At 68.3% G+C, this 18,285-nt stretch carries 18 protein-coding genes; 15 read left to right on the top strand and 3 right to left on the bottom strand.

Going from position 1 to position 18,285, the window contains the following annotated elements:
- The coding region (locus tag BLT03_RS22930) for a type VI secretion system Vgr family protein (RefSeq protein WP_139160510.1) at nt 1-652 on the bottom strand (652 nt) is incomplete at its 3' end.
- Nucleotides 653-1,098: 446 nt separating this feature from the next.
- Between BLT03_RS22930 and BLT03_RS22925 the strand changes: the two genes are divergently transcribed.
- The 12 genes from BLT03_RS22925 to BLT03_RS22870 all read left to right on the top strand — a co-directional run bounded on the left by BLT03_RS22925 (nt 1,099) and on the right by BLT03_RS22870 (nt 13,700).
- On the top strand, nt 1,099-2,055 hold the full coding sequence (locus BLT03_RS22925) for a sugar ABC transporter substrate-binding protein (protein ID WP_092746091.1): 957 nt from the start codon (nt 1,099-1,101) through the stop codon (nt 2,053-2,055).
- A gap of 123 nt (nt 2,056-2,178) precedes the next feature.
- Nucleotides 2,179-3,795 (top strand): sugar ABC transporter ATP-binding protein, encoded by a 1,617-nt coding sequence (locus tag BLT03_RS22920; RefSeq protein ID WP_092746090.1) that lies wholly within the window; start codon nt 2,179-2,181, stop codon nt 3,793-3,795.
- Complete coding sequence (locus tag BLT03_RS22915) at nt 3,792-4,814, top strand: ABC transporter permease (protein WP_092746089.1); 1,023 nt, start codon at nt 3,792-3,794, stop codon at nt 4,812-4,814. Before BLT03_RS22920 ends, BLT03_RS22915 begins: the two co-directional genes overlap by 4 nt.
- 60 nt (nt 4,815-4,874) lie before the next feature.
- Entirely contained in the window at nt 4,875-5,885 is a 1,011-nt protein-coding gene (locus BLT03_RS22910) for a LacI family DNA-binding transcriptional regulator (RefSeq protein ID WP_092746088.1), read from the top strand.
- A 109-nt stretch (nt 5,886-5,994) separates the two neighbouring features.
- Nucleotides 5,995-6,945 carry a ribokinase gene (rbsK, locus tag BLT03_RS22905; RefSeq protein WP_092746087.1) on the top strand — a complete coding sequence of 317 codons (951 nt, stop codon included), beginning with the start codon at nt 5,995-5,997 and terminating at the stop codon, nt 6,943-6,945.
- Nucleotides 6,942-7,331 (top strand): D-ribose pyranase, encoded by a 390-nt coding sequence (gene rbsD, locus BLT03_RS22900; RefSeq protein ID WP_092746086.1) that lies wholly within the window; start codon nt 6,942-6,944, stop codon nt 7,329-7,331. Before rbsK ends, rbsD begins: the two co-directional genes overlap by 4 nt.
- Before the next feature lie 35 nt (nt 7,332-7,366).
- Nucleotides 7,367-8,308, top strand: coding sequence for an MBL fold metallo-hydrolase (locus tag BLT03_RS22895; RefSeq protein ID WP_092746085.1), 942 nt, complete (start codon nt 7,367-7,369; stop codon nt 8,306-8,308).
- Nucleotides 8,309-8,547: 239 nt separating this feature from the next.
- The gene (locus BLT03_RS22890) at nt 8,548-10,872 is read left to right on the top strand and encodes a TonB-dependent receptor (protein WP_092746084.1); all 2,325 of its coding nucleotides are present in this window, start codon (nt 8,548-8,550) and stop codon (nt 10,870-10,872) included.
- Between the two features lie 71 nt (nt 10,873-10,943).
- A complete protein-coding gene (locus BLT03_RS22885) occupies nt 10,944-12,104 on the top strand; it encodes an alpha-hydroxy acid oxidase (RefSeq protein WP_092746083.1) in 1,161 nt (386 codons plus the stop codon).
- Nucleotides 12,098-12,781, top strand: coding sequence for a Fe2+-dependent dioxygenase (locus tag BLT03_RS22880; RefSeq protein ID WP_092746082.1), 684 nt, complete (start codon nt 12,098-12,100; stop codon nt 12,779-12,781). Before BLT03_RS22885 ends, BLT03_RS22880 begins: the two co-directional genes overlap by 7 nt.
- A 99-nt stretch (nt 12,782-12,880) precedes the next feature.
- The gene (locus tag BLT03_RS22875; protein ID WP_092746081.1) at nt 12,881-13,159 is read left to right on the top strand and encodes a PepSY domain-containing protein; all 279 of its coding nucleotides are present in this window, start codon (nt 12,881-12,883) and stop codon (nt 13,157-13,159) included.
- Nucleotides 13,146-13,700, top strand: coding sequence for a cytochrome b/b6 domain-containing protein (locus BLT03_RS22870; protein ID WP_271466147.1), 555 nt, complete (start codon nt 13,146-13,148; stop codon nt 13,698-13,700). Before BLT03_RS22875 ends, BLT03_RS22870 begins: the two co-directional genes overlap by 14 nt.
- Before the next feature lie 46 nt (nt 13,701-13,746).
- Here BLT03_RS22870 and BLT03_RS22865 read toward each other — a convergent pair whose 3' ends face one another.
- Both BLT03_RS22865 and BLT03_RS22860 read right to left on the bottom strand, forming a co-directional pair.
- On the bottom strand, nt 13,747-14,301 hold the full coding sequence (locus tag BLT03_RS22865; RefSeq protein WP_092746080.1) for a DUF4124 domain-containing protein: 555 nt from the start codon (nt 14,299-14,301) through the stop codon (nt 13,747-13,749).
- 88 nt (nt 14,302-14,389) lie between these two features.
- The gene (locus BLT03_RS22860; RefSeq protein WP_092746079.1) at nt 14,390-16,372 is read right to left on the bottom strand and encodes a lytic transglycosylase domain-containing protein; all 1,983 of its coding nucleotides are present in this window, start codon (nt 16,370-16,372) and stop codon (nt 14,390-14,392) included.
- A 15-nt stretch (nt 16,373-16,387) separates the two neighbouring features.
- On the opposite strand from BLT03_RS22860, the gene BLT03_RS22855 reads away from it, so the two are divergent.
- The 3 genes from BLT03_RS22855 (at nt 16,388) to BLT03_RS22845 (ending at nt 18,258) form a co-directional block, all read left to right on the top strand.
- Nucleotides 16,388-16,960, top strand: a complete 573-nt coding sequence (locus BLT03_RS22855) for a 5-formyltetrahydrofolate cyclo-ligase (RefSeq protein WP_092746078.1) — start codon at nt 16,388-16,390, stop codon at nt 16,958-16,960.
- Between the two features lie 116 nt (nt 16,961-17,076).
- Entirely contained in the window at nt 17,077-17,769 is a 693-nt protein-coding gene (locus BLT03_RS22850; protein ID WP_092746077.1) for a glutathione S-transferase family protein, read from the top strand.
- A 123-nt stretch (nt 17,770-17,892) separates the two neighbouring features.
- The gene (locus BLT03_RS22845) at nt 17,893-18,258 is read left to right on the top strand and encodes a hypothetical protein (RefSeq protein ID WP_139160509.1); all 366 of its coding nucleotides are present in this window, start codon (nt 17,893-17,895) and stop codon (nt 18,256-18,258) included.
- The last annotated feature ends 27 nt before the right edge of the window (nt 18,259-18,285 follow it).

Below are 18,285 nucleotides of genomic sequence, written 5' to 3'. Positions count from 1 at the left end.
GGATGCTCTGGTGCAGCTCCCACGCGTGAATGTTCTCTTTGTCGGCGACGGCGGCTTTCTCGGGCGGGTAGAACGGGATGACGGCGGCCCCGGGCAGCGGGCTGTGGGAGGCAACGATGTCGTCCGCCAGGGTCAGTGTGTGCTGGCCGGCGCCGTGCTGGTGGTAGTAGTAGATGCCTTCATGCTCCATGAGGCGCGAGACGAAGGCGCAGTCGGTTTCGTCGTACTGCACGCAGTAGTCCCAGCTGCGATACGCCCGGGTGAGGCGCTTTTGCAGCGGGTGGCCGTATTTGCCGAGCACCTCTTCGATGATGTCGGGCACGGTTTTGTTCTGAAAGACACGGAAGTCGCTCTTGCGCGTGGCCAGCCACAGCCAGGGGTTCAGGCGCAGGCGGTACGAGTAATACCGGTGGTCTTCGCCCTGCAGGCCAAAGCGCGTGACGATGCCGTCCAGGTAGCGCCGGCCGCCCCCTTCGGTTTCCACTACGATGGTGGCGTGTTTGCCGAGCAGCGCCTTGGGGTCGATGCTTTTGCTCTCGCTGAGCAAATCCACATCCAGCGCGAACAGCTGGCTGAGGTCTTCCCGGCCCTGCAGCCGCCGGAACTGCAGTTGCTCTCCCAACGGGGTTTGGATCGTGACTCGGCGTGTCATTAGCTAACTAACGGCCCATTGGACCGCTCCCTCTCTTGTTTGGTGGCGGGATGATAGCGATCCGCTCCTTTCTGCAAAGAGGTAATAAGTATTTTCTATGCGTATTTTTTGTTTCTAAATGAAATCACTTATCCCGGGCAATTTCTGCCGATTACCGAGACATGAAAGTCAATAGAAATGGATGCCGATTGCGCATGAATCCCTAGGCGACGGACATAACCGAACCCATTCAAAAAATGACCAGTTTGGCTGCTCCAGCGTTACCAAAAGCTCAGGGATAATCCCGACGCGCAAACGTTTGCGCAAACGTTTGCTTTGGCTACCATTGCCTTCCGCGACGGCTTTGGCCGGCGGGCAATCGGCTGCATCGCACGCTTTTCAAGATGCGCTGCAGGCGCGTTCCACGCACCGTTCACACGCCTTTTCACAGGATCACAGGAGACACCATGCCCTTCTTCACCCGCCGTTCCGTTCAGACCGCCGCCGCCCTTGCCGTGCTGGGGGGCCTGCTGGCCTCGCCGGCTTTTGCGCAGGACAAGCCCAAGATCGCGCTGGTGATGAAGTCGCTGGCCAACGAGTTCTTCCGCACGATGGAAGACGGGGCCAAGGCGCACCAGAAGGCGCACTCCAGCGAATACACGCTGGTGGCCAACGGCATCAAGAACGAGACGGATACCGCCGCGCAGATCAAGATGATCGAGCAGGCGGTGGCGCAGAAGGTCAACGCGATCGTGCTGGCGCCGGCCGATTCGAAGGCACTGGTTCCGGCCGTGAAGGCGGCGGTGGACAAGGGCATTCTGGTGGTCAACATCGACAATCGCCTGGACGCCGATGCGCTCAAGGAAAAGAACCTGACCGTGCCGTTCGTCGGCCCGGACAACCGCGTGGGCGCCAAGCTGGTGGGCGACTACCTGGCCAAGTCGATCAAGGCGGGCGACAAGGTCGGCATCATCGAAGGCGTGTCGACCACGTTCAACGCGCAGCAGCGCACGCTGGGCTTCCAGGACGCGATGAAGGCGGCCAACATCAAGGTGGTGGGCGTGCAGTCCGGCCAGTGGGAGATCGAAAAGGGCAACACGGTCGCCGCCGGCATGCTGCGCGAGCACCCCGACCTGGTGGCGCTGCTGGCCGGCAACGACAGCATGGCGCTGGGCGCGGTCGCTGCGGTGAAGGCCGCCGGCAAGGCCGGCAAGGTGCAGGTGGTGGGCTACGACAACATCAACGCGATCAAGCCCATGCTGGCCGATGGCCGCGTGCTCGCCACGGCCGACCAGTACGCCGCCAAGCAGGCGGTGTTCGGCATCGAGCTGGTGCAAAAGGCCCTGGCCGCCAAGACGCCGCAGGCCCAGTTGCCCGCCGAGGTGAAGACCGACGTGGTGCTGGTGACCAAGGACAGCAAGTAAGCCGCTTAGCCGCACCTTTCGCCCCCATCCCTCCTGCCTGCCTTTGCCGCCCCTGACCTGAGGACCGACTCCGTGCCCCCTCTGACGCCCGCCGCCGCTCCCGCGTCCGCCCCTTTGCTGGAGATGATCGGCGTGGGCAAGGATTACCACGCCACCACCGTGCTCCACACGGTCACGCTGTCGCTGCATGCGGGCGAGGTGCTGGCCCTCACCGGGGAGAACGGCGCGGGCAAGAGCACGCTGTCGAAGATCCTGTGCGGGCTGGAGCCGGCCTCGCGGGGCAGCATGCGGCTGGGCGGCCACCCCTATGCGCCCGGCTCGCGCCGCGACGCCGAGGGCCAGGGCGTGCGCATGGTGATGCAGGAACTGGGCCTGGTGCCCACGCTCACCGTGGCCGAGAACCTGCTGATGGGCCGCCTGCCGCACCGCGCGGGCTGGCTGCGCCGCGGCGCGCTGCATGCGGCGGCGAGCGCGCAACTGGCGAAGATCGGCCTGACCGACATCGACCCGGCCACGCCGGTGTCGCGCCTGGGGCTGGGCCAGCAGCAGATGGTGGAGATCGCCCGCAACCTGCACGACGACACGCGCGTGCTGGTGCTGGACGAGCCCACCGCCATGCTCACGCCCCGCGAGACCAATTACCTGTTCGAGCAGATCGCCCGGCTGACCGCACGCGGGGTGGCGATCGTCTATGTATCGCACCGGCTCGAAGAGCTGCGCCGCATCGCCGACCGCGTGGCGGTGCTGCGCGACGGCGCGCTGGTCGATGCCCGCCCGATGGCCGGCCTGAGCGAAGCCGGCCTGGTGCAGCGCATGGTGGGCCGCGCGGTGAGCGACCTCGAACACCGCCCGCGCCGCAATGCCGGCCCGGTGGTGTTGCGCACCGAGGGGCTGGGCCGGGGCACGGCGGTGCAGGACGTGAGCCTGGAGCTGCGCGCCGGCGAGGTGTTCGGCATCGCGGGCCTGGTCGGATCGGGCCGCACCGAGCTGCTGCGCCTGCTGTACGGCGCCGACCGGGCCGACCGGGGCGACGTGGTGCTGTATGAAGGCATGGAGCCAAATCGGCCTCCAGCGCAATCAGCACTAGGGAGTAGTGCTATTAATTCAATAGCAAACGATTCTGCGGGGCATCGGGAGGGTTCACCGGCCGGCCGGCGCATCCCGCGCGGCTTTGCCTCGCCGATGCAGGCCATCGCCGCCGGCATCGGGCTGGTGGCGGAGGACCGCAAGTCGCAGGGCCTGCTGCTCACGCAGCCGATCCGGGTGAACGCCACGCTGTCCGACCTGTCGGCCGTGTCGCGCTTCGGCTGGCTGCGCCGGGCGAATGAAAGCGGCGTGGTGCAGGGCTTCATCCGCACGCTGGGCGTGCGCTGCCGGGGGCCCGAGCAGCCCGTGGGCCAGTTGTCGGGCGGCAACCAGCAGAAGGTGGTGTTCGCACGGTGGCTGCACCGCGATGGCCGCGTGCTGCTGCTGGACGAGCCCACCCGCGGCGTGGACGTGGGCGCCCGTGCCGACCTGTATGCCGAACTCGACCGCATGGCGAACGCCGGGCGGGCTTTGCTGATGGTGTCGTCCGACCTGCGCGAACTGATGGCCATGGCCGACCGCATCGGCGTGATGAGCGCCGGGCGCCTGGTCGCCGTGTTCGAGCGCGGCCAGTGGACCGAGCAATCCCTGCTCACTGCCGCTTTTTCCGAACCCGGTGGCCGCACGGCCGCCAAAGAACCCTCTTCCGCATGAAAACCCCCGCCGCACCGGCCGCGCAGGCCGCCGCCCCCTCTTCTTCGTCCACCACCACGCCCCCTGCGTCGGCCGCATCGGTCTGGCGCACGCAACTGGGCACCTATCTGGGCCTGGCCGCGGTGCTGGTGGGCATGGTGGTGCTGTTTTCGTGGATGTCCGAGTACTTCTGGAGCCGCGAGACCTTCGTCACCATCGCCAACGAGATCCCGGCACTGGCCGTGATGGCCGTGGGCATGACGTTCGTGCTCATCATCGCGGGCATCGACCTGTCGGTGGGCTCGGTGATGGCGCTGTCGGCCGCCACATCGGCCGCCGCCATCCTGCAATGGAAGTGGAGCGTGCCGGCCGCTGCGGCGCTGGCGCTGGCCACGGGGCTGATCTGCGGCACCGTGACCGGCGCGGTGTCGGTCGCCTGGCGCCTGCCGTCGTTCATCGTGTCGCTGGGCATGCTGGAGGCGGTGCGCGGCGGGGCCTATGTGGTCACCGATTCGCGCACGCAGTACGTGGGCGATGCGATCTCGTGGCTGTCCGCCCCTGTGGCGGGCGGTGTCTCGGTGGCGTTCCTGCTGGCGGTGCTGCTGGTGGTGGTGGCGCAACTGGTGCTGACGCGCACGGTGTTCGGCCGCTGCCTGGTGGGCATCGGCACCAATGAAGAGGCGATGCGCCTGGCCGGGGTGGACCCGCGCCCGCTGCGCATCGCCGTGTTCGCGCTCACCGGCCTGCTGGCCGGGCTGGCAGGGCTGATGCAGTCCGCGCGGCTGGAAGCGGCCGACCCGAACGCCGGCACCGGCATGGAGCTGCAGGTGATCGCCGCCGTGGTGATCGGCGGCACCAGCCTGATGGGCGGGCGCGGCTCGGTGATCACCACCGCGTTCGGCGTGCTGATCATCGCGGTGCTGGAGGCGGGCCTGGCACAGGTCGGCGCGAGCGAACCGAGCAAACGCATCATCACCGGCTGCGTGATCGTGGCCGCGGTGATCATCGACACCGTGCGCCAGCGCCGGGCGGCCGTATGACCGCACTCACGGCTTCCCTCGCCCTGCCGATGCCCCGCCTGCGCCCACTCCGCTGACGCCATGGCCACCATCAAGGACGTCGCCCGCCACGCGCAGGTTTCGGTGACCACGGTGTCGCACGTGGTCAACGGCACGCGCCACGTGAGCCCCGAAGGCCGCGCGCGTGTGGAGGAAGCGATCCGCACGCTGGGCTACGTGCCCAGCGCCATCGCCCGCAGCCTCAAGCGCAACAGCACGCGCACGCTGGGCATGCTGATTCCCAACAGCTCCAACCCCTATTTCGCCGAGGTGGTGCACAGCGTGGAAGACCGCTGCTTCGGCGCGGGCTACAACCTCATCCTGTGCAACACCAATGACGAGGCGCACCGCCAGGGCTCGTACCTGCAGGTGCTGGCCGAGCGCCGCATCGACGGGCTGATCGTCGTCTCCACCGGCTACGACGCCACGCTGGCGCGGCAGCTGGAAGGCCTGTCGATCCCGACGGTGCTGGTGGACCGCGAGATCGGCGTGCCCCAGCAGCCCTGCGACCTGGTGGAAACCGCCCACGCCGAGGGCGCCATGCTGGCCACGCGCCACCTGCTCGATCTGGGGCACCGCCGCATCGCCTGTATCGGCGGGCCGCAGTGGTTGGCGCCCAGCGAGCAGCGCATCGCAGGTTGGCGCACCGCGATGGCCGAGGCAGGCGCCCCGACCGAGGGGCTGCTGTCGCACGGCAACTTCACCAGCCAGGGCGGCTACGAGGCCATGCAGGCGCTCTTTCGCGCACCGGCCACGCCCAGCGCCGTGTTCGTGTGCAACGACCTGATGGCCATGGGCGCGCTGTGCGCCGCGAACGAGCGGCAGTTGCGCATTCCGGACGCGCTGTCGGTCGTCGGTTTCGACGACATCGAACTGGCCGCCTTCACCAGCCCGCCGCTCACCACCGTGGCCCAGCCCAAGCAGCGCATCGGTGCGCTGGCGGTGGACATGCTGCTCGAACGCATCGACGGCAAACGGCAGGAGCCGCGCCAGGTGCTGCTGCAGCCCGAGCTGCGCGTGCGCGCTTCGACGGCCCGGTACCTTTTTTCCTGACCCTTCCGATGCTTCCGCTTCTATCCGCGCCCCTGTTCGCCAGCCCTTTCTCCGGCGCTGGCCCTGTCCCGCCTTTCATTTCGTGCCTTTCTTCGGGCCCTTTCCGCGCATGAACGCCGCTGCTCCCTCCCGTCCCCGCATTGCCGTCGTCGGCAGCCTCAACATGGACCTGGTGCTGCGCGTGCCGCAGGCGCCCGGCTCCGGGGAGACCGTCATGGCGCAGTCGCTGTCCCATGTGCCAGGCGGCAAAGGCGGCAACCAGGCCGTGGCCTGCGCGCGCCTGGGCGCCGACGTGCAGCTCTTCGGGCGCGTGGGCGCCGACGGCAATGGCCAGGCGCTGCGCGCCGCGCTGGCGGCCGATGGCATCGACCATTCGGGCGTGCAGACGGACGACCACGCGCCCACCGGGGTGGCGGCGATCGTGGTGGACGATGCGGCGCAAAACCGCATCGTCGTGGCCGCGGGGGCCAACCTGCGTTTCGTGCTGGACGCCGCGGCCCTGGCGCCTGCAGTGCAGGGTGCGGCCTGCCTGGTCATGCAGTTCGAAGTGCCGCTGCCCGAAGTGCTGGCCGCGGCCAGCCAGGCCCATGCCGCCCGCTGTCGCGTGCTGCTGAACCCTTCGCCCATGCAACCCCTGCCCGATGCGCTGTGGCCCCTGCTGGACACGCTGGTCGTGAACGAGGTCGAAGCCGCCGCCCTGGCCGGCTGCGCCGTCGCGACGCCCGCCGATGCGGCGCATGCGGCCCGGTTGCTGCGCGCGCGTGGCCCGGCGCGCGTGGTCGTCACGCTCGGTGCGGCCGGTGCGGTGGCGGCCGATGCCTATGGCTGCCGACATCACCCGGGCATGGCCGTCACGGCGGTGGACACCACGGCCGCCGGAGACACGTTTCTGGGCGCGCTCGCCGTCGCACTGGGCCGGGGCGAGCCGCTCGACCTGGCCGTGCAGGGCGGCATCCGCGCTGCGGCGCTCTGCGTCACGCAGCCGGGCGCCCAGCCTTCCATTCCAACGCGGGACGCCGTCGCCGCCAGCCCCCGCCCCCCCGACTGGAGATTGCTATGAAGCGTCGCCCTTTGCTGCATGCCGAACTCTCGCACGCCATCGCCTGCATGGGCCATGGCGACATGCTCGTCATCGGGGATGCCGGGCTGCCCATTCCCCCCGGGCCGCGCCGCATCGACCTGGCCGTGACGGCAGGCATCCCTGCCGTGGACGAGGTGCTGTGCGCGGTGCTGTCCGAGTTGCAGGTGGAGCGTGCCATCGTCGCGACCGAGGCCATCGAGCGCGCCGCAGGCCAGCTGCCCGACTGGTGCCTGCTGCCCGTGGCGCCCGAGGCCGTGCCGCACGAGGACTTCAAGCGGCTGTGCCAGCAGGCGCGCGTCATGGTGCGCACGGGCGAATGCACGCCATATGCGAATGTCATACTCATCGCCGGCGTGACGTTCTAGACGGCCGAGGGCGGCGCGCCACGAAAGCCACCGCCATGCCCTCTTCTTCGACGAATTCCGGCACGCCCCGCCTGCCTCCCGAAATCACCGTGCTGGAGCGGGGCTGGCTGTCGGCCAACAACATTCTTTTCATCGGCGCCGAGAGCACCGCGCTGGTGGACACCGGCTATTGCACCCATGCCGCGCAAACCGTCGCGCTGCTGGAAGGCGCCCTGCAAGGCCGCCCGCTGGACCGCGTGCTCAACACCCATCTGCACAGCGACCACTGCGGCGGCAACGCTGCGCTGCAGCAAACCTGGCCGGCGCTGCGCACTTTCATTCCCCCAGGCCAGGCCGACCACGTGCGCCAGTGGGACGCCAACGCCCTGAGCTACACGCCCACCGGCCAGGACTGCCCGCCGTTTCGCATGGACGGCGTGCTGCAGCCCGGCACCGAGGTGCTGCTGGGCGACCGGGCCTGGCAGGTACACGCCGCGCCGGGACACGACCCGCATTCGGTCGTGCTGTTCGAGCCCGCCGACGCCGTGATGATTTCGGCCGACGCGCTGTGGGAAAACGGGTTTGGTGTGGTCTTTCCCGAACTGGAGGGAGACAGCGCCTTCGCCGAGGTCGCGGCCACGCTGGACCTGATCGAATCGCTGGCGCCGCGCACGCTGATCCCCGGGCATGGCCGCGTCTTCACCGACCTGGCCCGCGCGCTGGACACGGCGCGGCGGCGGCTCGCCGGCTTCGTGCAGTCGCCCGAAAAGCACGCGCGCTACGCCGCCAAGGTGCTCGTCAAATACAAGCTGCTGGAATGGCAGCGGATCGAGTCGCGGCAGCTCTGGGACTGGGCCGGTGCGACGCCGTACTTCGCGCTGCTGCACCAGCGCTACTTCAGCGACCAGTCCATGCAGGCGTGGCTGGACGGCACGCTGCAGGATCTGGTGCGCTCGGGTGCGGCTGCCGTGCAGGGCTCGCAGGTCCACAACGTCTAGCAACGTACATCCACATTCCTCGATTGCGCCGCTCAGCACTGAGCGCCAGTACTGCGCTCCAAACCCGGAAAAACCCTTGCGATAGAGGACCAGCCGCTTTCTCGGGGTAAGCGCGCTTTTGGAATTTGTTGCAGAAATCTTACGAATTGGCAGATTCCACGCCGCCGCCTTGTCAGACAACGCCTGAACGAGAGTGATTCGCATCAATAATCGCGGCTGTTTTTGGTACTGACAACAAAATGAAACACTCCAGCCCTGTCAAGAAACCCCGCAGCCTCCGCCTTGCAGAAGGCGTTGCCGCCAGCCTTTCCACCGCCGTGCTGCTGCCCTGGGCCGCCATGGCGCAGACCGCGCCCGCGCAGGACGCCACCACCCTGCCGACCGTGACGGTGCAGGAACAGGCCATCGACCCGAATCCCAACGCCGAAGTGGGCGTTCCCTACAAGGCCAAGACCTCGGCCGACGTGCGCCACACGCGGCCCCTGGCGGAAACGCCCCAGACAATCTCGGTGGTGACCAAGGCCGCCATCGACGATTCGGGCTTCACCGACCTCAAGCAGATCCTCGCGGCCCAGCCCGGCATCACCCTGGGCACCGGCGAAAACGGCAATGCCTTCGGTGACCGCTACATCATCCGTGGCCAGGAAGCCCGCAGCGACGTGTTCGTGGACGGCCTGCGCGACCCCGGCATGACCACGCGCGAGAGCTTCGCCATCGAGCAACTCGAAATCACCAAGGGCCCGAACTCGACCTTCGCCGGGCGCGGCTCTGCCGGCGGTGCGATCAACGCCATCACCAAGCAGGCCACGCTGGACTACGACTTCTCACGCATTTCGGTGGGCGCGGGCTCCGACGGCTACCGCCGCGCCACGCTGGATGCCAACAAGGGCTTTTCCGACCAGTTCGCCCTGCGCGCCAACGCCCTGTACAGCAACGAAGGCGTGCCGGACCGCGATCCGGCCAAGCGCCGCCGCGATGGCCTGGCGCTGTCGGGCCTGTGGGAGGCCAATGCCAACCTGTCGGTCACCCTCGACTATTACGGCCTGCGCGCCAAGGACAAGCACCCCGACCTGGGCAGCTACCTGATCGGCACCGTGCCCAACCGCGTGCCGGCCAACGGCGTGCCCCTGTACGCGCAGAACCAGGATTTTCAGAACTCCGACGTGGATGCCCTGACGGCCCGCGTCAAATGGCGCATCGCTCCGGACAAGATGCTCACCAGCCTGACGCGCTACGGCACGTCCGACAACGGCTACGTGGTCACCGGCGTATCGGGCGGCACGCGCTACACCAGCGGCGGCGCACCGTTCACCAGCGCATCGCTCAGCACGCACAACGGCTGGCAGGAAGTGAAGTATTTCGCGCACCAGACCAACCTGCGCTGGGACACTGAAATCGCCGGCAAGAAGAACGAGCTCATCTTCGGCCTCGAATACACCGACCATCAGGTCACCCGCGGCAACTATGCCGTCACCAACACCGGCCCGTTCAACTGCCGCACGCAGGCGGGCGCAGGCCCCAACACGGCCTATTGCCTCTCCGGGCCCACGGGCGCTCTCACGCCGGGCCTGAACTCCGTCATGGGCCGCCAGATCGCCCAGACGCCCTGGGCCAACGACTGGCAGGTCAAGAGCTTCGCGCTCAGCGCCATGGACACGGTGGACCTGACCGACAAGTGGACGGTCTTCGGCGGCGTGCGTGCCGACTACACCGACTTCAGCCTCATCACCCGCAACGCCAGCACGGCCGCGCAGACGGGCAACTACAGCTACACCGACACGCTGCTCAACGGCCACCTCGGCGTGTCGTACAAGCTCAACCCCATGGGCATGGTGTATGCCAGCTACGGTTCGGCGCAGGACATCAACGGCGGCGAATCCGACACCGGCACCAGCAGCGGCTACGGCGGCCTGGTGGTCTACAACGGCAGCGCCGCCGGTGCGAAGCCCGAAACCTCGCGCAACCTGGAAATCGGCACCAAGTGGAACCTGCTGAACAACAAGCTGCTGTTCACGGCCGCTGCGTTCCAGACCACCAAGTCCGACGTGATGGAAGGCGCCAACTACGACTCCCTGGGCACGTTCAACACCGGCAAGAACCGGGTGCGCGGCGTCGAATTCAGCCTGGTGGGCAACGTGACCCCCGATTTCACGGTGCAGGCCGGCGTGGCCTTCATGAAGTCGAAGGTTCTGAAGTCCGCGACGGCCGCCAACGTGGGCCTGCCGCTGTCGAACTTCGCCGACCGCTCGCTGTCGGTGCAGGGCAAGTACCAGCTGACGCCATCGCTGTCGGTGGGCGCCACGGCGCGCCATGAAAGCAAGCGCTGCGGCGGCCAGCCCGACACGGGCGCGGCCTATACCGCCGGCACCTGCGCACAGCCCGTGCCTTCGTTCACGGTGTACGACCTCTTCGCGTCCTACCGCCTGAACAAGCACGCCGACATCCGCCTCAACGTGCTGAACGCCGGCGACAAGGACTACTACACGGCGGTGTACCGCTCGGGGTCGTTCCTGTACAAGGGCGACGGGCGTGCGGTGCGCGTCACGCTCGACTACGAGTTCTGATGCCCGCGCTGGCAACGGCGACCACGGTCTGATCCAATGCCGGGCTCTGCCCGGCATTGGTGCTTTCAACGATGACTTCCACCCCTCCCCGCTCCGCATCCGCCTCCGCGCCGGACCGCATTCCGCCCGGCGTGCATGGCGCGGTCGACTATGCGCTGCTGGCGGCGCGCCACATGGATGCGGCCCACCATGCCTACGTGGCGGGCGGCAGCGGCCACGGCGTGTCGGCACAGGCCAATCTGCGGGCCTTCGACGGCTGGGCGGTGCTGCCCCGGCTGCTGCGCGACGTGCGCCACGGCCATGTGCGCACGGTGGTGGCAGGCGAAGCCTGGGAGCACCCGATGGCGCTGGCGCCGGTGGCCTTCCAGACGCTGGCACACCCCCACGGCGAGATCGCCACCGCCCACGCCGCCGAGGCCACCGGCACCTGCATGGTCGCCAGCACGCTGTCGTCGTGCACGCTCGAATCCATCGCCCAGGCCAGCGGCCCTGCGCGTTGGTTCCAGTTGTATTTCCAGCCGCGGCCGGACGACACGCTGCAACTGGTCCGCCGAGCGGAAGCGGCCGGCTACCGCGCCCTGGTGGTCACACTGGATGCCGCACTGCAGACCGCCGGCCGCCGCGCGCTCGATGCCGGCTTTCGCATGCCGGAGCACTGCGTGGCCGAAAACCTGCGCGGCCAGGCCCCGCTGGAGCCCCCGGCACTGGCGCCAGGTCAGGGCCGGGTCTTTCACGCCATGCACTTCGCGCCCACGTGGGCCGATCTGGACTGGCTGCTGGCCCATACGAACCTGCCCGTCTGGGTCAAGGGCGTGATGCACCCTGACGATGCAACGGCCCTGAAAGCCCGGGGCGTGGCGGGCGTGGTCGTGTCCAACCACGGCGGACGCGGCCTGGACGGCGCCCCTGCCAGCCTGCAGATGCTGCCCGCCGTGCGCGCGGCGGTGGGCGCCGGCTGGCCGGTGCTGTTCGACGGCGGCATCCGCAGCGGCACCGATGTGTTCAAGGCGCTGGCCCTGGGCGCCGACGCCGTGCTGATCGGCCGGCTGCAGGTCTATGCGCTGGCCGTGGCCGGCGCGCTGGGCGTGGCACACCTATTGCGCCTGCTGGCCGAGGAACTGCAAGCCTGTATGGCATTGGCCGGCTGCGCCACGCTGGCCGACATCGGCCCGAGCGCACTCATCGCCCAGCCGCTTTCCCCTCACCCTTCGTTGCCCGACTCGCCATGCTGATCACCCTCGATAAAGTCCTCGCGCAGGACGACGTGCAACGGTTTCGCCAGCGCCTGGACTCGGCCGACTGGCGCAGCGGCAGCGCCACCGCCGGCACGCTGGCGCGGTCGGTCAAGCAGAACGAGCAGCTCGACGATGCCAGCGACGTGGCGGTGGAATTGGGCCAGCACCTGCTGCGCGTGCTGGGACGCCACCCGACCTTCATCGCCGCGACGCTGCCGCGCAAGATCCATCCACCCAAGTTCAACCGGTATGCCGACGGCGGCACCTATGGCGCACACGTGGACAGCGCCGTGATGCAGTGGCCCGGCACGCAGCAGTCGATGCGCACCGATGTTTCCGCCACGCTGTTCCTGGCCGACCCGCACGAATACGACGGCGGCGCACTGGAGATCGAAGGCCCTTTCGGCGTGCAGGGCGTGAAGCTGGAAGCCGGCGACCTGGTGCTGTACCCCTCCAGCAGCCTGCACCGCGTGACGCCCGTGACGCGCGGTGCGCGCATCGCCTCGTTCTTCTGGATCGAAAGCCTGGTGCAGGACGAGGGCGACCGCACGCTGCTCTTCGATCTGGACCAGGCCATACAGCGCCTCACGCCGTCCCTGGACGCCGCAGATCCCCGGTTGCTGCAGCTCACCGGCGTGTACCACAATCTGCTGCGCCGCTGGGCGCAGACCTGAGCCAAGGGCATCGGGCTCTTGCAAGCTCCTGGCTCGCCGAGTTGCGGGCAAGCCGTCCAGCCACCCCTTTCATCCACTCTTTTTTTCAGGAGTTCTCCCATGAATCCCCTTTCTCTTCGCCGAGCCGCCACCGCAGTGGCACTCACCCTGACCGTCGGCGGCGCATGGGCGCATGGCGATGTGAAATGCCCGGCCTACCCCGCCTCGGAATGGCGGCCCCACACCGAACTGCAGGAAAAGCTGGTGAAGGACGGCTGGACCGTGCGACGCATGGAAAAGACCGACACCTGCTACGAGGTCTACGGCAAAGACCCGAAGGGCAAGCGCGTGGAAGCCTTCTTCGACCCCAAGACGCTGGAACGCGTTGAAGAAAAATAACCCCCGCCCCACCATCCCGGTGTGGGACGTGGCGGTGCGGCTCATGCACTGGTCGCTGGTGGCGTCGGTCGCCGCGGCCTGGATGACCCGCCACCGGCTCGGGCCACTGCACGAAAACCTGGGCTATGCCGCGCTGGCGATCGCCTGCGCACGCCTGGCCTGGGGCTTTGCGGGCAGGCACCATGCCCGCTTCGCCCAGTTCGTGCGTGGCCCGGCCACAACCTGGGCCTATGCCCGTGCCGTGGGCTCGGGGCATGCACGGCGGTACCTGGGCCACAACCCGCTGGGCGGCTGGATGGTGGTGGCGCTGCTGGGCTGCATCGGGCTGCTGGGGTTCACCGGCTGGCTCTACACCACCGACCTCTTCTGGGGCTACGGCTGGCTCGCCAATCTGCACGAGGGCCTGGGCTGGACCCTGCTGGCATTGGTGGCCCTGCACGTCGGCGGGGTGCTGTTCACCAGCTGGAAACACCGCGAAAACCTCGTGCGCGCCATGGTCACCGGGCGCAAACCGCCGCCCACGGGCGACGACATTCCGTAGGCATGCGCCCGCATGGCGCGCGCCCGGCCTGTAAAAACGCTCCCGGTCAGAAGCGGTGCGATTGCGCGCAGCCCATCACGTGGTTGCGGCCGTTGGAAATGCACTGGTAGAAATCGCGCTTGACGCCCGTGGCCGACTGGCAGTCGCCCATGGTGATGTTGCTGCGCGTGCTGCGGATCTTGCTGGCGGTGGAGTCGTACTGCTCACGCGACATGTAGCCGTCGCGGGTGTTTTTCTCGCCGGTTTCCAGCATGGTGTCCAGGCCATCCCGTGCGTTGGTCACGGCCTTGCCGCAGTCCAGCTGCACCGTGCCGGGCTGCGTCTGGGTCAGGCCCTTGGCCAAGCCGTTCACCTGTTCCTGCACGTCCCGTGGGAGCTTGCGCGGGGCGGAGCCCGAACTGCCGCCACCACCGCTGTTGAACGGCACGGTGTTGTGCAACTGGGGCTGCTCTGCCGTCGAAAGGTCGGGCGGCTGCTGGCCGTATTGCGTGCGGCCCTGGGCGTCCACCCATTTGTAGACCGTCTGCGCCGAAGCGGCCCCGCTGAATGCCCAGGCCACGATCGCAAGGGCCGCGGCGGCCCTGAAGTTTTTCTTCAACATGTTTTTATGAACACAAAAAAAGCCGCCCTCCGCGGCCCGGTGAAACCACGATGCCTGAGCCCCTCAGCACAGGCATGGCGCTAAAAAATCATGGCAGGTCTTTGCTCGGCTCCGGAATGGCTGCGTCGCGCGGACCCACGCTGCCCAGCCGGCCCTTGAGCGACTGCGGCTGGCCGCTCAGGATGGCCGCATAGATCGTCGTGTTCGCGAGCACCTTTTTCACGTAGTCGCGGGTTTCGGTGAAGGGCACATTTTCAGCCCAGATGGCGGCCTCCAGCAACGGGCCGTTGCGCCAGTTGCGCGGCCGGCCCGGGCCCGCGTTGTATGCGGCCGCGGCCAGCGGCATGGAGCCGTCGAAATCGTCCAGCGCGAGCTTGAGGTACGCAGTGCCGATGGTGATGTTGGTGTCACGGTCGTTGATCTGGTCCGGCGTGAAGTTCGCCATGCCGATCTTGCGAGCCGTCCAGCGCGCCGTGGCGGGCATGACCTGCATCAGGCCCGAAGCGCCCACGCCCGAGCGGGCATCCATGATGAAGCGGCTTTCCTGGCGGATGAGCCCGTACACATAGGCCGGGTCGAGTCCGATGGCCTGCGAGCGCGCCACCACCGTGGTGCGAAACGGCATGGGAAAGCGCTGCGACGCTTCGAACGCCGCCTTCGTGCGCTCGCTGGTGTTGATGCAGCGGTCCCACACCTCGCGCTGGCAGGCAAAGTCGGCGGCGGCCAGCAGTTCGCGGTCGGCCATGCCGCCGGGGCTGTGCAGGTTGGTGGCGTAGTTCCACTCGCGTGTGCCTTCGCCGCGCAGGCCCAGCAAGATGGCGTACAGCCCGCGGTTGAGCGAAGGATTGGCGCGTGCGGCGGCCTTTTCCTCGGGCGTCGGGGGCAACGGCGGGGCTGGCAGTGCCACGCGCTGGCCGAGCTCTTCCAGGGCCAGCATTTCGTAGAACCCGTTGATACTGGCAATGCGCTCCAGCAACTCGCGCGCACGGGCCTTGTCTTCATCGCCCGGGCGATTGCTCAGCCATGCGCGGGCGCGCCAATAGGTCCAGGTGCTGTCCTGGCGGGCGGCGGGCGACATGGCGTCGATGGCGCGTGCCACCTGCTTCCACTGGCCTGCGCGCAGGGCCGCACGCACCTTCCAGCCCAGCATTTCGTCGGGAAGGTCGGCATCCTTGGAGACATTGCCGAAGTAGCCCATCGCATCGGGCGACAGCGCCAGGGCCGACTGTTTGCCGATCACGCCCCAGACCCAGTTGCGCTCCTCGGCCGACAGTTGCACGCCCCACTTGCTGTCCAGCAGCCGCGCGGCAGCGCCGTGGTCGGCCATGGCCATCTTGATGAGGCTGAGCACCACCAGTTCCTGGCGCACGCGCCCGCCTGCGGTGGCCCGGCTGGCCAGGAACTTGACCGGCGAGTCGAACACTTCGCGCAGTTGCGGCAGCGCCTCGGGCGCCACGATCTCGACCGCGTTGCGCGTGGCGCGGGCGCGGTTGGCTTCGGCCGACAGGCGCGCCTTGCGCCAGACGTCCATGGCCGTGACCTTCTTGTCGGCATAGAACTCGGCCACCGCGTGCGTGCAGCCGTCGTCGGCCTCGCGCTGGCCGTACCAGTTGCGCAGCACCTCGTCGATGGCGCCGGCGGGCGCGGAACCCTTGATCTGTTCCACCAGCAGGGCATAGCAGCGGACCTCGCGGTCGTCGCCCATGCGGAACTGGGGATGCAACTCGGCGAACTGCACCCAGTCGCGGCGCTGGCCCACCAGCAGCAGCCAGTCGTTGCGCAGGCGGTCTTCCTGGTAGGTGCCGGCGTAGCGCTGCAGGAAAGCGCTCACCTCCTGGGGCATGGCCTCGCCCAGGCGGGCCCGCAACTCCCAGTACGCGGCCCAGGGTTCGAGCACGTGGCCGCGGGCGCTGGGCAGCAGTTGGGTGAGCCGCTGGCGGTCGCCCTTGCGGAAGGCCTGCTGCATCTCCAGCAGGGTATCGTCACCCCGGTTTTGCGCGACCGCAAGGGTTGCGCCACCGGCGAGCAGAGCGCCCGCGACGAGCGGTGTCAGAATCTTGAGCAATTGCATTGGGGGAATTATGTGATGGACAAAGCAGCCCTGCGCCGCGCACTGGTAGAAGAACGCCTGAATCTCCCCGACCGCCTACAGCGGGCGGACCTGCTTCAGCGCGTCATGCGAATCTGGCTCGTGGACCGGCCCGACACCGTCATCGGCGCGTATTGGCCCATCAAAGGCGAGTTCGACCCGCTTCCAGCGCTGCACCGCTGGAAGGAAGACGGCGAGCTGCTGGACGAGCCCCAGCGCCGCCGCATCGGGCTGCCCGTGGTCAACAAGCTCCACAAGACCCTCACCTTCCACGCCTGGTACCCCGGCTGCCCGATGGAAGAGGACGCCTACGGCATCCCCAAGCCCAAGGACACCGAGGTGATCGTGCCCACCCTGCTGTTCGTGCCCTGCGTGGGCTACGGCCCCGGCGGCTACCGCCTGGGCTACGGGGGCGGCTTCTACGACCGCACCCTGGCCACGCTGCAGCCGGCGCCCGTCACCGTGGGCCTTGGATTCACGCACGGCTACATCGACGATTTCGAGGCCGAAACGCACGACCGCCCGCTCGATGCCATCCTGAACGACAACGGCGTCGTCTGGCCGTTCTGACCGGGTCGCATTGAAGGCGTTGATGCGCGGCGCGCATCAGTGGCGGCGCGAAAAGGCATCGAAAGGCAGCGGGTGGGCATCGTAGGATGCAGCTCCCTTTTTTCGAGGCGACCTCCATGTTCCAGCTCTACATCGGCAACAAGAACTACTCCTCCTGGTCCATGCGCCCCTGGGTGCTGCTGCGCCAGGCCGGCATTCCCTTCGAAGAAGTGCGGGTGCGCTTCGACAGCTTCGACGAAGGCTCGCAGTTCAAGCAGCAGATCCATGCGGTGACGCCCACCGGCAAGGTCCCCGTGCTCGTCGACGGCACGCTGGCGATCTGGGACACCCTGGCCATCGCCGAATACGTGGCCGAAACGCACCCCGACAAGGCCCTGTGGCCCGTGAACGCCGCGGCCCGCGCACGGGCCCGCAGCGTGTGCGCCGAGATGCACAGCGGCTTCACCGCGCTGCGCGGCGCCTGCCCGATGAACATCGAGGCCCACCTTCCCGACACCGGAGCGCTGCTGTGGCGCGACCGCCCCGCTGTGCGTGCCGACGTGGCGCGGTTGGTGGACATGTGGAGCGCGCTGCTGCAAGAGCATGGCGGCCCGCTGCTGTTCGGCGAGTTCACCATCGCCGATGCCTTCTTCGCCCCGGTGTGCTCGCGCCTCACCACCTATGCCCTGCCGCTGCCGCCCCACATCGCAGGCTACGTCGAACGCGTGCTGGCGCTGCCCGGCGTGCAGGATTGGGTGCGCGCCGCCGAAGCCGAGGCGGACTTCCTCGACTTCGAAGAGCCCTACCGCCTGAGCCGCACCGCGCGCTGAACGGGAAGGCGGCGAGGCGCCCGCCGGGCGCTTCGCAAAGCGGGACATCGCTTCCTGCGGGTGACGAAAACGGGGCGAACGGGGCGGCACGCTGTGGGTGCAGCCACTCCAGGAATGAGTTCCATGCCCTCCACCTTCTTCAGCACCCCGCCCCATCCGTCCCTGATGGGCGTCGCCACGCCGGCCCGCAGGCCCACCCGATTCGCCCTTCCCCCGCCGCCGTTCACACCGGGCCTCGGCACGCTGCCGGACAGCGGCTTCGGAGAGCCGGCCGGCGACAGCGGCACCCTGTCGTTCGACCGGGGCGTGGCCGGGCGGCATCATCCCGAACTGCTGTCCTACCTCGACCGGCTGCAGGCCGACTTCGAGGCCCAGGCCACGCTGGGGCCGAACGGCATCAAGACCCTGCGCTACAGCCACTCGTACGAAGCCCAGCGCATCGAGGTGATTCGCGGGGCGCTTGCCCGGTTGACCGCCGACAAGCACTGAGCGCCGCGACAGCCCTCCATCGCAGCA

The sequence above is a fragment of the Paracidovorax valerianellae genome, from assembly GCF_900102625.1.
In the GTDB taxonomy this organism is placed as follows: domain Bacteria; phylum Pseudomonadota; class Gammaproteobacteria; order Burkholderiales; family Burkholderiaceae_C; genus Paracidovorax; species Paracidovorax valerianellae.
This window is presented reverse-complemented; position numbering and strand designations above follow the sequence as displayed.